This window comes from Streptococcus sp. NCTC 11567, assembly GCF_902141215.1.
GTDB lineage: Bacteria > Bacillota > Bacilli > Lactobacillales > Streptococcaceae > Streptococcus > Streptococcus dysgalactiae.
Map to the genome: position 1 here is coordinate 1,578,910 of NZ_LR595857.1, position 15,541 is coordinate 1,594,450.

At 40.1% G+C, this 15,541-nt stretch carries 12 protein-coding genes; 4 read left to right on the forward strand and 8 right to left on the reverse strand.

Annotation, left to right across the window (positions count from 1 at the left end):
- The first annotated feature begins 11 nt into the window (after window positions 1-11).
- Window positions 12-2,717 (forward strand): alpha-mannosidase, encoded by a 2,706-nt coding sequence (locus tag FQT67_RS07825; protein WP_046177047.1) that lies wholly within the window; start codon window positions 12-14, stop codon window positions 2,715-2,717.
- A gap of 104 nt (window positions 2,718-2,821) precedes the next feature.
- Here FQT67_RS07825 and FQT67_RS07830 read toward each other — a convergent pair whose 3' ends face one another.
- The 8 genes from FQT67_RS07830 to rlmD all read right to left on the reverse strand — a co-directional run bounded on the left by FQT67_RS07830 (window position 2,822) and on the right by rlmD (window position 13,388).
- Window positions 2,822-3,235 carry a ParB/RepB/Spo0J family partition protein gene (locus tag FQT67_RS07830; RefSeq protein ID WP_003062260.1) on the reverse strand — a complete coding sequence of 138 codons (414 nt, stop codon included), beginning with the start codon at window positions 3,233-3,235 and terminating at the stop codon, window positions 2,822-2,824.
- A complete protein-coding gene (locus FQT67_RS07835) occupies window positions 3,216-3,800 on the reverse strand; it encodes a GNAT family N-acetyltransferase (protein WP_046177048.1) in 585 nt (194 codons plus the stop codon). The genes FQT67_RS07830 and FQT67_RS07835 overlap by 20 nt, the downstream gene beginning before the upstream one ends.
- 877 nt (window positions 3,801-4,677) lie before the next feature.
- Entirely contained in the window at window positions 4,678-5,670 is a 993-nt protein-coding gene (locus FQT67_RS07840; protein ID WP_046177049.1) for an LLM class flavin-dependent oxidoreductase, read from the reverse strand.
- Window positions 5,671-5,839: 169 nt separating this feature from the next.
- A complete protein-coding gene (locus FQT67_RS07845) occupies window positions 5,840-7,507 on the reverse strand; it encodes an AMP-binding protein (protein ID WP_143936412.1) in 1,668 nt (555 codons plus the stop codon).
- Window positions 7,508-7,563: 56 nt separating this feature from the next.
- Window positions 7,564-8,478 carry a nitronate monooxygenase gene (locus FQT67_RS07850; protein ID WP_046177050.1) on the reverse strand — a complete coding sequence of 305 codons (915 nt, stop codon included), beginning with the start codon at window positions 8,476-8,478 and terminating at the stop codon, window positions 7,564-7,566.
- Window positions 8,475-9,668, reverse strand: coding sequence for a thiolase family protein (locus tag FQT67_RS07855; RefSeq protein WP_046177051.1), 1,194 nt, complete (start codon window positions 9,666-9,668; stop codon window positions 8,475-8,477). The genes FQT67_RS07850 and FQT67_RS07855 overlap by 4 nt, the downstream gene beginning before the upstream one ends.
- Before the next feature lie 37 nt (window positions 9,669-9,705).
- Window positions 9,706-11,931, reverse strand: a complete 2,226-nt coding sequence (locus FQT67_RS07860) for a 3-hydroxyacyl-CoA dehydrogenase/enoyl-CoA hydratase family protein (RefSeq protein ID WP_046177052.1) — start codon at window positions 11,929-11,931, stop codon at window positions 9,706-9,708.
- Between the two features lie 83 nt (window positions 11,932-12,014).
- Window positions 12,015-13,388, reverse strand: a complete 1,374-nt coding sequence (gene rlmD / locus FQT67_RS07865) for a 23S rRNA (uracil(1939)-C(5))-methyltransferase RlmD (protein ID WP_046177053.1) — start codon at window positions 13,386-13,388, stop codon at window positions 12,015-12,017.
- A 113-nt stretch (window positions 13,389-13,501) separates the two neighbouring features.
- Here rlmD and recX point away from each other — a divergent pair, with 113 nt between their 5' ends.
- The 3 genes from recX (at window position 13,502) to FQT67_RS07880 (ending at window position 15,258) form a co-directional block, all read left to right on the forward strand.
- Window positions 13,502-14,278 (forward strand): recombination regulator RecX, encoded by a 777-nt coding sequence (gene recX / locus FQT67_RS07870; RefSeq protein WP_046177054.1) that lies wholly within the window; start codon window positions 13,502-13,504, stop codon window positions 14,276-14,278.
- Between the two features lie 81 nt (window positions 14,279-14,359).
- Window positions 14,360-14,893 carry a DUF402 domain-containing protein gene (locus FQT67_RS07875; RefSeq protein WP_003061431.1) on the forward strand — a complete coding sequence of 178 codons (534 nt, stop codon included), beginning with the start codon at window positions 14,360-14,362 and terminating at the stop codon, window positions 14,891-14,893.
- A 53-nt stretch (window positions 14,894-14,946) separates the two neighbouring features.
- Complete coding sequence (locus FQT67_RS07880; protein WP_046177055.1) at window positions 14,947-15,258, forward strand: DUF960 domain-containing protein; 312 nt, start codon at window positions 14,947-14,949, stop codon at window positions 15,256-15,258.
- Window positions 15,259-15,541: the final 283 nt, after the last annotated feature.

Below are 15,541 nucleotides of genomic sequence, written 5' to 3' on the forward strand. Positions count from 1 at the left end.
GTGAGGCCACTATGGCAACTAAAAAAGTACATATTATTTCACACAGTCACTGGGATCGCGAGTGGTACATGGCTTACGAACAACACCACATGCGTCTGATTAACTTAATAGATGACCTGTTAGAAGTTTTTCAAACGGATCCTGATTTTCATAGTTTTCATTTGGATGGTCAAACCATTATCCTAGATGATTATTTGCAAGTACGCCCCGAACGAGAACCTGAGATTAGACAAGCCATTGCTTCGGGAAAACTCCGTATCGGACCTTTCTATATCTTACAGGACGATTTTTTGACCAGCAGCGAGTCCAATGTGCGCAATATGCTCATTGGCAAGGAGGGTTGTGACAAATGGGGCGCTAGTGTGCCACTTGGTTATTTTCCAGATACCTTTGGAAATATGGGACAAACACCACAGCTGATGTTAAAAGCCGGCCTACAAGCTGCTGCCTTTGGTCGTGGCATTCGTCCAACTGGATTTAACAATCAAGTAGATACCAGTGAAAAATACAGCTCCCAATTCTCTGAAATCAGTTGGCAAGGCCCAGATAACAGTCGTATTCTTGGACTCCTTTTCGCCAACTGGTACAGCAATGGCAATGAGATACCGACAACAGAAGCTGAGGCGCGTCTTTTTTGGGATAAAAAACTTGCTGACGCTGAACGCTTTGCCTCGACCAAGCACCTTCTGATGATGAACGGGTGTGATCATCAACCCGTACAACTTGATGTCACCAAGGCAATCGCCTTAGCCAACCAACTCTATCCTGATTACGAATTTGTGCATTCCTGCTTTGAAGATTACTTGTCTGATCTCGCAAATGATTTACCAGATAACCTTTCAACCGTCCAAGGAGAGATTACCAGTCAAGAGACAGATGGCTGGTATACCCTAGCTAACACGGCTTCTGCTCGCATTTACCTCAAACAGGCTAATACCAGAGTCTCTCGTCAACTCGAAAACATCACCGAACCCTTAGCAACAATGGCTTATGATGTAACAGGTACCTACCCTCACGACCAACTGCGTTACGCTTGGAAAACCCTCATGCAAAATCACCCTCATGATTCTATCTGTGGTTGTAGTGTTGATAGCGTTCATCGGGAAATGATGACGCGCTTTGAAAAAGCCTATGAAGTCGGACACTATCTAGCAAAAGAAGCTGCTAAGCAAATTGCTGACGCCATTGATACCAGGGATTTTCCAATGGATAGCCAACCCTTCGTCTTATTTAATACCAGTGGTCATTCCAAAACAAGTGTTGCTGAGCTCAGCCTGACCTGGAAAAAATATCATTTTGGCCAACGCTTTCCTAAAGAGGTTTACCAAGAAGCTCAAGAGTATTTGGCAGGACTCTCCCAATCTTTCCAAGTCATTGATGTATCAGGAAACACTATCTCAGAAGCAGACATTTTGGACACAAGCATCGCCTTTGACTACGATTTGCCCAAGAGAACCTTCCGAGAACCTTATTTCGCCATCAAAGTGAGATTACGGCTACCAATAACTCTCCCTGCCATGTCTTGGAAAGCCTTAGCATTACAACTAGGAAACGAGACAGCTCCTTCAGCAACGGTCCCACTCTACGACGATAGTAATCAGTGCCTTGAAAATGAGTTTCTAAAAGTTATGATACAAACCGATGGCCGTCTAACCATCACCGATAAACAGTCAGGGGTGAGCTATCAAGATCTCCTACGGTTTGAAGATTGTGGCGATATTGGAAATGAATACATTTCCCGCCAGCCAAATCATGACCAACCTTTCTATGCGGACCAAGGGACCACCAAGCTTAAGATCATTAGCAACACCGCTCAAGTTGCTGAACTTGAAATCCAGCAAACCTTTGCCATTCCTGTCTCCGCAGATAAGCTCTTACAGGCTGAAATGGAGGCTGTCATTGACATCACGGAACGCCAATCAGGACGTTCACAAGAAAAAGCTGAACTGACCTTAACAACCCTTATCCGCATGGAGAAAAACAATCCTCGCCTCCAATTCACCACAAGTTTTGATAACCAAATGACTAATCATCGCTTGCGCGTCTTATTCCCAACGCACCTTAAGACAGACTATCACCTAGCTGACAGTATTTTTGAAACTGTCAAACGTCCAAATCATCCAAATGCTGCCTTTTGGAAGAATCCAAGTAATCCACAGCACCAAGAATGCTTTGTGAGTCTCTTTGATGGTGAAAAGGGGGTCACTATTGGTAACTACGGCCTCAACGAATATGAGATCTTACCAGATACCAACACCATTGCCATCACTCTCTTACGTTCTGTTGGTGAAATGGGCGACTGGGGGTATTTCCCTACTCCTGAAGCCCAATGCCTCGGCAAACACAGCCTATCTTATAGTTTTGAAAGCATCACTAAGCAAACACAATTTGCCAGCTATTGGCGGGCACAAGAAGGCCAAGTTCCTATCCTAGTCGAACAAACCAGCCATCATAAGGGAAGCTTAAGAGCAGAGCATAGCTATGTCACTGGGGCAGACGATCAAGTCGCTCTAACGGCTTTCAAACGTCGCCCATCAGACAATGCCCTTATCACGCGCAGCTACAATCTCTCAAACGATAAAACTTGTGATTTTAGCCTAAGCCTGCCAAATCACAAAGCCAAGGTCACTAATTTGTTAGAAATAGAGAGTAAGCAAACAGCGCCCAACCAACTTGGCAAAGCGGAAATCCTGACCCTAGTCTGGCAAAAAGAATAAACTCTCTTTTACTCCTGACAATGCAATATACTCAAAAAAGGAATAGGTTCTAAATCCTATTCCTTTTCATCTATTATTTTCTAATTCCATACCGTTCAAGGTGACTAACTCTTTTCCAAATCAGTCTCAGCAGTATTACTCCGGGACTCGGTTTTACCTTGACTTAGTTGCTGGCAAAAGCCAATCCAGTCATTCTGATACGTTTTCAGATTAACAATAGCCTCTTTTAAATCTAGCACACTGCTAATCCCTCGTTCTTGACAGGCTAACACACAAACATCATAATAAGGCCAGTCATCAGCATCGTCATAAATCACTGGAATCCTTTCCCAGCCTAACTCTAGAGCACAAAAAGCTCTACTATGACCATCTAAAATCACATCTTGCCCATCCATTTTCCTAATGATAATAGGCTGCATCACCGCTTCATCCTTAGTTAACCAATCCCTGACAGCTCTTAATTTATCTTCTGATAGGTAGTATTGACTCGGCTGCAAACTAGCAATTATTTTTGTCATTCACTAATACCTCTTGAATGGATTTTGGCTTCGTAATAGCCAGGTTATGGTCACCCAGCATTTTTTCCATCCAAATCATATCAAACCATTGGTCAAATTTATAACCCACTTGGTGGAATTTTCCTACGAGCTGATAACCCATTTTTTCATGAAACAGCTGACTGTGGTTCGCTAAATAAGGAGATTCACATGCTGTGCTAGCAATACAGGCATTGCAATTCAAAATACCCATCTTAGTCAAGTACCTTTCTAACGCTTGATACAATTTGGTGCCAAACCCTTTTCCCTTATTCTCCATAGCAAGGTAGATGGTCACTTCAGCTGACCAGGCATAGGCCGCTCGTGCATGAAAAGCACTAGCATAAGCATAGCCCAAGATAGAGCCTGCTTCTTCTGCTACCAAGTATGGGTAAAAAGCCATTATCTGTATCATACGCTTTTTGAAAGCTTCTAAGTCCGGTACTTCATAATCAAAAGTGACCGCAGTATCGGTCACATAGGGGGCATAAATAGCTAAGAGTGCTTCCGCATCCTCTAAGGTCGCCAAACGAACGCTTACGCTCATCACATCTCCTCCTCTTTTATTTATCCTAGTCTCCAATGCTTAGTTATCTCATTCTAACATGTTTTTTATCAGCCCGAAATGGTTTCTCCTCAAAAAGTACCTATTCTCCTGCTAAATCCGCTATACCCCAATTGATTAAGACAAGCAATCCATAGCATCATATCACCAAAGACAGTTTATCCTTTTCTGATTCTGCTTAAATTATCAGACCAAAGAGGAAATAAAGGAGACAACACCCTGCTAAACCCCTTCAAACTAATTGACCAACAATTTACTCACTTGGAAACCTTTCGAAAATACCTCAATTTTCAAGGCTCTTTAATCGCAGTCCTAGATTTTATATTGCATCCCTATACAAGTTGTGGTAACTTATCTAACCGGGACTATCTCGTGTATCCTATCATTCCTTATAATGATTGTTGAAACCTACTATCAATGGTATTGGTATCAATTTAGAAAAAAACATCAGAACAAGCAAAAAGATAACTAGCCTTGTTGTCCTCTGATGACAGCTCGCTTTCTCAGCAGTTACTTTATTCATAAAAACACGAGAACACTGATGACAATGTTCTCGTTTACGTTGAATGTTCTAACTATTGTGTCTCCCATAGAGAGGTCAGATAACATTACTCCCTTTTACCACTTTTCAGACTTTTGTTCAGCCCTCCAAGGTCAGCAGGGACAAAGTTAATATAGTTGAAAAACTACTTAAAATCAAGGAATGTCAGCATTCCTTTTTCTGTAGTTTCACGACAGCCACAACGCTATTATTTTTATCCGAACTTATTCCCATGTCCTCTTCGATAAATGGAAGTTTGAAACGAAGGGATTTCCCCACTTCTATCATATCGTTAGGACTTGTCTGCTTTAATCAAACTTATAGGTATAATTCTGCCATGAGTTCAAGACTTCTGATACGTTGTTTCAGTCCCGGAACTAAAGGAATAACCAAGACTTCACTCGCTTGAGTAGCTTCAATCAAGACATCCAGTTGTTTTTTAACAGTTTCCTTATCACCGATAATAGCTCTTGTTCGGTTGTCTTTTATTAGCTCTTTTTGGTCTTGAGTGAGTGGATAAGCAGACGCATCGTCAGTATCGGGATACTGTGTGAATTCATTAAAGCTATCATTTCCTAACATCCAGATATCTAAGGTCTTCGCCATGGCTTCTGCCTCTTCAGCAGTATCAGCAATGACAATAAAGCTAGCTAATGTAAGATGTGGTTGTGAGCCTTGTGATGACGGCTTAAAGTTCTGGTGATAAATAGCTGAAACTTTTTTAGCTTCTTCCATAGTATTCAGTGGCATATAAGGGAAAATACCAAATACATATCCCAACCCTAATTCTGCCGCTAGTTGAGCCGTTTCTTCACTATGACTGAGAGTCCAGAGTTCTGGTTCCGTATCAATTTTGGGATTAACAGCTATCGGAAGAGGATTTTCTTTATCATGATGCAGGTAAGCATCTAAATCTCTAATAACTTGAGGATAGTCATCCTTAGTATGAATACTCTTCATCGCAGACTGCACTAAAGGATTACCTAAAAAATTGCCTACCCCGAGATCAATACGATTAGGATATCTTGCTTCTAGGGTCTTTATGATTTCTGCAACCTTGTAAGCACTATAGTGAAGGGCCATGATGCCTCCTGATCCTAATCGGATGTGAGACGTTTTCATCCCCAATTCCATCATCATTAATTCAGGACTACTAATAGCAAAAGCCGCAATATTATGATGTTCAGCCACCCAGAAACGATGATAGCCTAATGCCTCAGCTTTTTGCGCCAATTCAATGGTTTCATCTAATGCTTCTTGGGTGGTTCTATTCTTATCAATTAATCCATAATCTAAAACATTCAGTTTCATGTTAATTCCCTCTCTTATTATCCTCTTCCAAGCCGCTGAATCAATGACGTGATTGTCCTGACATCCTCAATCTCATTGATGATCAATTATTTTTTAAGGATGTCGGAATCTAAAATCACTTCCTATATTACCATTATTAGCAAAACTATAGAAGACTTTTAGTTGTTTTTTAGTGGATTTCTCGAAAGGCTTCCATATAATCTTCTTTTAGTTTATATTTTAAAATTTTACTCGCTACCGTTTCTGGAAATTCCTTAACAAAAACAATTGACTTGGGGGTTTCAAATCCAGCTAACCGTTGACGTCCATAGGAAATCAGTTCCGACTCCGTTAGCTTGCTATTATCTTTTTTGATTACAAAGCCAACAACAACTTCTCCCCACTTATCATTAGGAAATCCTAGGACAGCTGCATTTCTAACATCATCATGGCTTCGTAAAATGGCCTCAACACGACTTGAGGATACCGATTCGCCACCTGTCTTAATGATATCCTTATCCCGATCAACCATTTTTGCTAAATGATGATCATCAAATTGAATGAGGTCTCCAGAATGGAACCATCCGAATGCCAATGCTTCTTCGGTAGCTTTTTCATTTTTATAATAACCCGAAAACATTTGTGGAGATCTATAAACAACTTCCCCAGTTTTACCCGGTCCCTCAATCAAGTCCCCCTCATCCGTCATCAAAGCTGCTGCTAAACTAGGATCAGGCTTTCCTAGGTAATTGGTCAGAGGACAATTTTGGTAATAATGCTCTGCAAATTGATCGTGGAAAAAGCGAAAACCAGCAATTGCCTCCGTCTGAGAAAAGGATCCCCAGATAAGCACCTGATCACTACAGATAGCTTTTAAGGTATCATGATAACGAGGTGCTAGTGCTGTGTAGCCATATATAATTGAAGTAAGACTCTTAAAATTATAGACAGTTTCATGTGATTGATAATGTTCAATCAAGTCTCTGAGGGATTCAGAAGAGCCCGCCCATAGTGCAGACACCTTCTCTCGACTAATCATGTCAGCAAGTCCCTCCATAGATTGCTTACGACCAATTAGCAAGGTACCTCCCATTAAAAATGCGGAGCCTGGTAACGTTTGATCGGCTACATGATAGATAACTGGAAGAAAACTAGCAACTTTATAGTCTGTTTCCAGATGAAGACCTCGGGATAATTTCATTCCATAATTGTAGGAAGCGAAGTAAGTGTTGTGATGTGAAATCATAGCCCCTTTGGGCATGCTTGTTGTTCCTGAGGTAAATAGAATTTCCCAAATATCATCTCCGTGAATACGAATTTCAGGTGCTGAAGGTGACGATTGCTCTAAAAAAGCCTTAAAATCTTGACTGTCATTTGAAACTTCTCCACCAAGAGGGATGACGACATTAATCTCAATGCCTTTTTCGTTTAAAAGACCAGAAATAGTAGAAACATGCTCAGCATCTGCTAGAACAAATTTCGGTTCCGTTAACTCAATAATATGCGCAGTGACATCTAATGCCACCATGGTATTGACAGGCACAACAACAAGTCCAGCTTTGGCAATACCTAGTTTAGCAATCATGGCCTCAGAAGAATTATCACAATACAATAAAACCCGATCTCCTCTTTCCAAACCAGTTGCTAAAAGACTGTTTGCAAATTGATTGGCAGCATTTTCTGCTTCTTGATAGGTTAAACGAGCAAAGTCTTGATAGGCATAGGCACCTTCATAAGCCACTATAGCCTCTTTATGGGGATAACTATAAGTCACGCGTTCCAAAAAATCACCAACACTCACCCTATCCCAACGATTGTCACGACGACGATTATATAAACTCGTCACATCAATTGCCATTGAATCACTCCTTCTATTTTTGACGTTGCTGAGACTACATAAAACATTGAAATCAATTATTTCGAACCAGTTTGCTTAGGAGGAAATAAGCGATCAACAATGACCTGAACCGTTTCTATCCTCCTAATTGCAGCAGCAACCTGACCCGCTAAATAGCAACCATGGTCTGTTTCGCTGACAACGGCTTGATGGTAAGCATCTCCAATACAGGCATCTAACTCTTCTTTTGATGCCCCTGAAAATTCTTTTTCCGCATAATCAACAACCAAAGTTGTCTTCAAACTACGAACGGGATGGCCGTATTTTAAACCTGTCACAATAGTTGCAGGCTCATTAGCATCCAGTAACTTTTCTTTATAGGAATTGGGAATTTGGCACTCTTGACTGGCTAAAAATATGGTACCCGCCTGAACCCCTTTGGCACCCAAAGCAATCATAGCCGAAATAGAACGATGATCATAAACACCACCTGCTCCAATGACTGGTACTGAAACAGCATCGACGACTTGGGGGATTAAGACCATGCTAGAAATCTCTCCAATATGGCCGCCAGATTCCTGTCCTTCTGCAATGATCGCATCAACTCCTAAAGCATCCATTTTTTTAGCATGATAAACAGACCCTACCACAGCTAATACTTTGATACCGGCTTCTTTAAGGGCTCGCAAATAGGGAGCTGGATTCCCAGCTCCAGTTGTCACAAATGGTACCTTCTCTTGCACAATGACTTCTACTAATTCAGCAATATTGTTTTGTTGTAACATCAAATTAACACCAAAAGTATGACTGGTTAATTGACGAACTTCGTCAATCAATGCTTTTAATGATGTAGGAGTTTCGCCAACAGATGTTAGGATACCAGCGCCACCAGCTTCGCTAACAGCTGCGACGAGTTTGGGTTGGGAAATGTAGGCCATTCCCCCTTGCAATAAAGGGTAACGACAGTTCAATAATTTTTCAATACTGGTCATGTACTTGCTCCTAAATTTTCAATAATCCCTGCAGCCCCCATACCGCCACCGACACACATACTGATTAAGCCATATCTCTCTCGACGGCGTTTGAGTTCGGAAAGAGCTTTGATGGTCAATACTGTCCCTATCGCACCATTAGGGTGACCTAAGGCAATTGCTCCACCATTAACATTAACTTTATCATCAGCTAGATTTAATGCTTTAATACAGGCCAATGCTTGAGCAGCAAAAGCTTCATTTAATTCAATCAGGTCTATATCTTTTTGTTTTAAACCTGTTTTTTCGAGAACCTTAGGGATAGCTGTGATAGGACCCAATCCCATGAGTGCTGGCTCACAACCAGTCGTATGGCATCCCAAAAATCTTGCAAGTGGTTTAAGCTGATAGCGTTTAACAGCTGCTGGAGAAGCAAGAACTACAAAAGCAGCCCCGTCACTAATTTGTGAAGAAGTTGCAGCCGTGACTGTCCCTTCTTTCTTAAAAATCTTAGGTAAGTGCTCAAGTTTCTCGATACTGGAATCCGTTCGAATCCCTTCATCCTTATCAATGACATGGTCTTCAAGGACAATATCACTTCCTATACGCTTTGGTCTCTGAACCACTACAGGAATAATCTCCTCTTCAAACTTACCAGAAACCTGAGCCAAGTGAGCCTTTTCATGGCTTGTAAGGGCAAAGCGATTTTGTTCTTCAGAACTAATAGAATACTTTTCGGCAACATTTTCAGCAGTAATTCCCATCCAAGGACTGTATGGATTAGGAGATGATTCTAACAAAAGGCTATTGGTCATTTCTGGACTAGTTGCTGGTGTGGTACTGGCAAATTCAAGACCACCAGCAATCAGGAAATCAGCCTGCTGAGACTGGATAAAGGCTGCAGCTGTTGCAATACTCTGTAAGCCAGAAGCACAAAAACGGTTAATGGTTTGACCCGGAACACAAACATCTAAACCAGCTAGCAAACTGATTTTTCTAGCAATGTTCATGCCTTGAAGGTTTTCAGGAACTGAACAACCTACAATCACATCCTCAATGGCGTGAGTGGGAAAACTTTCTCCTAAGGTAGTTAAGACCCCTCTAAGCACCTGAGCAGCAATTTCTTCAGGTTTACTGTAATAGTAAGTTCCCTCTTCCTTTCCTTTACAAATTGGAGAACGTCCATAAGCAACAATATAGGCTTCGGTCATCGCAACCTCTTTCTAATCTAAATTCGTGAATGATACCCTAAGGCTTAGCAAACTGTGACAGTTTTTCAATAGTATCTGGATTTGACAAAAGCTGTAGAAAACATTCTTTTTCTAGGTTTAAGAGATGTTCAAAGTCAATTTTAGTTCCCATTGGCAAAGAACCCCCTCCTAAAACAAAGGCAAGTTTTTCCAGAACAGGAACCTCCGCAGCTGAAATGAAACCTCCTGCTCTATAATTGGCAATCATTCCTTTCATAATCGCAATAAATTCATTGCCAAGAGCACGATAGGATTGAGGTTCCACAGGAATGTAACCTGCCTTATCCAAAAACAGGACACGACTGATTGCCAATTCTACCAAATCTGCCTGTCGTTTCACAATAGTGGTATTAGCTTTTAATAAGCCTAAACGAACTGCTTCATAGGCGTTATTGGACACCTTTTGACCTGAAACTAACAAAAAGCGGTCTACCAAGTCTGTCTTCTTTTGAGCCCTGCTATAAGATGACATCAGAACCGTTTCAGCCAAATAAGCCAAGCCACCACCACCAGGCAACAATCCAATACCATACTCAACAAGGCCGATTTTAAGATTAACATCAGCCAGAACTTCTGAAGAAAGCATTGCAATTTCCGCTCCGCCACCTAGGGCTTTCCCATGTAGCGCAGAAATGATTGGTTTTTTGCTAAATCGCAGAGCTTTCAAAAGCTCGTGTGTCTTAGGATACTGATCTTGTAAGGAAGATAAAAGAGTTTTCTCCTCGATTTGTCTTGACATCAACTTAATGTCATAACCAACTGAAAAATGCTTTCCTAGACTATGAATCACAAGCCCCTTATTATCAGATTCTTCAAGCAATTCAATAGCTTCACTTAAATCATTTAACAACTGGGGATTGATTACGGATTTTGGAGTTGCCATGCTAAATAACAACACACCATCCTCTGTTTGCCTCAGAGAACTTTGGTTAGGTCGATCCCAAATAAGATTTGGTGCCACCTGCATTATCTCCAGAGACGAATCATAGGGATTTTGAGCATAAAAACAGCCATTAATATGATCAAGCCAGTTCGGTAATGGTCCAAATCTTTTTTGCAAGTTTTCTTTCACTTGATTGAAGCCAAGTAAATCCCAAATTTCAAATGGTCCCAACTGCCAATTATACCCATAACGCATAGCTTTATCGATAGACTTATAATTCTCAGTCGCAAAAGGAACTTGAATAAGGGCATAATATAAGACATTTTCAATAACCTGCCTTAAAAATAAACTCAAGGGATCATTATTAACCATGATGTCATGAAAGACAGTTTTTGGAGATGCATTCTTATATCTTTCAAACCATTCTTTTGGAATAGGAGACATTGCTTGATAGTGATAGGTTTTGGGATTGATGACAAGTTTTTTCCCCTCAATGATTTGATAATAACCCTTACCATAACGAGCGCCAAAATAAGAACGATTGACCATTTCTTTAGGTAAAGACCGTTCTTGAAAGAAAGGCGCATCTCGTTTGCTTTGAGCATAGGTTTTTTGGGCCTCATCAGATAACAATAAGCCAGTATAATCGGTCAAAGCGTAAGGGCCCATCGCTGATCGTTTTAAAGCATGAACAGATAGAAAATCAATAGCTTCAATCCCTATATCGGCTTCCTCACCCAGTCTCATCAAGTCGTAATTAGCATAAAAACCTATCCGATTAGCAATGAAACCTAGCACATCATTGGCAATAATCATTTCTTTTCCTAAGGTTTTTGCAACGAATTCTTCCATAAGAGGTTTATACTGCTCTTCAAATTCCGAATGATAACACACTTCTACTAAGGGCATCTGACGAACAGGAGCGAAAAAATGAAGCCCCAAAAAACGTCTCGTCATATCTGGATTCAAAGAACTAGCTATCTTTTCAAGACTTAATGATGAGGTATTAGTAGCAATAAAGGTATGCTCTCCAAGCTGAAAACTAAGTCTTTGCAATAAAGACTGCTTTACCTCTAAGTCCTCCACAACTGCTTCAATCATTAAATCAGCATCAATCCTCTGTTCCAAATAAGCCTCCAAAGACTGGAAGTGAAAATGCTGAATATAAGAAGCTTCATATAAGCGTTTCTTGATATAAGAGAGGACAGCTTGCTCATCCTCTTGCAAATTCTGCGAAGAACTGACCTTGACCAAGGTAACCTCCAAATGGGAATTGAGCAAAAAAGCTGCTAGTTGTTTCCCCATCATTCCCGTTCCCAAAATGGTAATACGTTTTATCATGATTCCTTCTCTCTCAATTAATCTTTAATGTCACGGTATGTGGCCTTATTTTTTGATGTTAACATCTTTCATATCGTCTTCAGTCATTTATGATGGTCATCGATATGTCGTTTGGACAATTTCACAACTGCCTCGGTCCTTGCCGTATGAGGGAACATGTCTACACTTTGGATATAGTGAACATCGTAAACAGTTGCTAGCTGTATCAAGTCGCGGGCTAAAGTAGAGGTATTACAAGACACATACACCATCTGTTTAGGCTGATAACGAAGAATGGTTTTTAATAATTTATCATCTAAACCAGTTCTTGGCGGATCGACAATGATAGCATCCGCTCGGTAACCTTGTTTATACCATTTAGGAATAATATCCTCTGCCTTCCCTGCCTCATAGTAAGTATTATCAAAGCCCATGGCCTTGGCATTTTTCTGTGCATCCTCAATGGCTTCTGGAATGATATCCATCCCTCGCACAGACTTGACTTTCCCTGCAAAGGCAAAGCCAATTGAACCAACGCCACAATAGGCATCGATAATGTGATCTGTGACCCCTACATCCAAGGCCTTGACCACCTCGCCATACAAAACCTCTGTCTGCTCTGGATTAAGCTGGTAAAAAGCCCTCGGTGACAAAGCAAATCCATAGTCCAAAACTTCTTCATGGATCGCCTCTTGTCCCCATAAGATTTCAGTTTCTTCCCCATAGATGTCACTCGATTTAGAACGATTAATATTCAAGGCAACCGTCTTAATTTGAGGAAAAGCCTTGGTCACGTCTCCAATGAGCCCGGCCAAACTAATGTCCTTACTGCTCACAATAATAATCTGCACCTGATCACTAGCCTGTGCTTTCCGAACCATTACCGTCCGAATACCAGCAATATTGCGTTCATTGTAAACAGGCAATCTGTATTTATCCACTAACTGAGTGATGGAATTAATGATTTCCTGTGTCAATGCATCCTGAACCAAACAATAATCAATAGGAACCAAACGGTGACTCCCTTGTGAAAATAGACCAGCTTTGACCGATCCCCCAAATGATCTTAACTGAAACTGCAATTTAGCTCGGTAGTGGTCTGGCTTCTTCATTCCCTTGGTATGCCTAATCTCAAATTGCTCATAACCAGCTGGTTTGAATTTTTTAAGGGCCTGCCTAATCACATCATCTTTGAAATCTAGCTGTTTAGGATAGGCTAAATGCATGATTTGGCAACCACCACAAGTTTCATAAATAGGGCAAGCTGGTTTGACACGATTCTTAGAAGCCTTATTTACCGTTAACAGCTTGGCCTCTGCAAAATTACGCTTAACCTCCGTGACTTGGCAAAAAACATCTTCTCCCTTTAAAGCACCAGGAACGAATACCAAGGTTTTCTGGTAAAAACCAATCCCTTCGCCATTAATCCCCATTCGTTTAATTTTTAAAGGAATTTTCTGTTTAACCTTTATGACCATGTCTTCCCCTTACTCTGTAACTTTTTTAATCTCACTGCCAAAGTCACTCACGAACTAACCTATTTTAGCAGTATTTTCATTTTCTATTTTACCATTTTTGATATAATCAAAGTATGAAAATCACTAAAATCGAAAAGAAAAAGCGTCTGTATCTCGTTGAATTTGATGACAATGACGCTCTGTATGTAACAGAAGATACCATCGTCCACTTTATGCTGAGTAAAGATAAAGTCCTTGACAATGATCAGCTTGAAGACATTAAACATTTTGCACAACTGTCCTACGGTAAAAACCTAGCTCTCTATTTTCTTTCCTTCCAACAACGCAGCCAAAAGCAAGTCAAGGACTACCTGCTTAAGCACGATATTGACGAAAGCATTATTCCGGACATCATTCACCATCTCCAACAAGACAGGTGGTTAGATGACGCCAAATTAGCGGAGACCTATACCCGCCAAAATCAGCTAAATGGTGATAAAGGTCCTCAAGTGTTAAAACAAAAGTTATTACAAAAAGGCATTGCAAGTCATGACATTGATCCTATCTTATCTCAAACTGACTTCAACCAACTTGCACAAAAAGTATCCCAAAAACTCTTCAGTAAGTACCAAGGAAAACTTCCTCCCAAAGCTTTAAAGGATAAACTGATGCAATCCTTGCTCACCAAAGGCTTTTCCTACGATTCGGCTAAACATAGCCTCAATCAACTTAATTTTGACCAAGATAATCAAGACATAGAAGATCTTCTTGATAAAGAATTAGACAAACAATATCGTAAACTCAGTCGCAAATATGATGGTTATACCTTAAAGCAAAAGCTCTACCAAACCCTATACCGAAAAGGTTACCCGAGTGATGATATTACCAGCAAATTAAGAGATTATCTCTAAGTATGACAAAATTAAGTGATTTATTCACACATTTATGATAGACTATAAGGGATAAGTTTAATTGTAGAAAGTTGGTAAGGCATGAAATTACCTAAAGAAGGCGACTTTATTACAATTCAAAGTTATAAGCATGATGGTAGATTGCACCGAACCTGGCGCGATACTATGGTACTCAAAACAACTGAAAATGCCCTTATTGGAGTTAATGATCACACTCTTGTCACAGAAAGTGATGGTAGACGCTGGGTTACTCGTGAGCCTGCAATCGTTTATTTTCACAAAAAATACTGGTTCAACATTATAGCCATGATTCGAGATAATGGCGTCTCTTATTACTGTAACTTAGCTAGTCCATACATGATGGACACTGAGGCCCTTAAATACATTGATTACGATTTAGATGTCAAAGTTTTTGCGGATGGTGAAAAGAGATTACTTGATGTTGACGAATACGAGGTTCATAAAAAAGAAATGCAGTATTCAGCTGATATGGACTTTATTCTAAAAGAAAATGTCAAAATATTAGTTGACTGGATTAATCATGAAAAAGGACCATTTTCCAAGGCCTATATCAGTATTTGGTACAAACGTTATCTTGAACTGAAGAATCGTTGATAGTTGTCTAGCACTCCACAGGAGTGCTTTATTACTAGAGAGGAAAAATTTTTATGGCATTTCAAAAAGCAAAGGAACGCTATGCCAGTTTTGGTGTAGCAACTAGCCTTCCTCCCGAATTGGTTGATACGTTTTGGGAAATCATCGATCACTACCTAAAAGGTGTTTTTCCCCTTAATAATCTCCTTGTTTTCAAACTAATTAAAAACAAACAATACCTTTCTTATGAGTATATTGATCGAAAACGTGGACTACGCATCGTTTTTGATTACAAAGCTCGGTTTGATCCTTTTTACCCAAGAACAATCTATGTAGTCGACAATTCAGGTATTGAAACGATCTTACTCCCTCATGAAATCAATTAAACGAATGCTTGACTTATAGCTACATGCATAATCATACTAAAAAGATGTCCGCTGATCATATTTCAAAGGATATCTTTTTTGTATTCCAAATAATACTAATCCCCTATCAAAAGAGTCAAACAAGAGAAAGGAACTATACATTATCAAAAGGCCAAACTCTATTTCAACTAAAAACCTCTAAACAGATCAATCCCTGACAGAAAACTCAAAAATAGACAATAAAAAAGAAGATCTTAATGATCTTCCGAGGATTTTGAATTTTACCAATTATAAATCATGATAA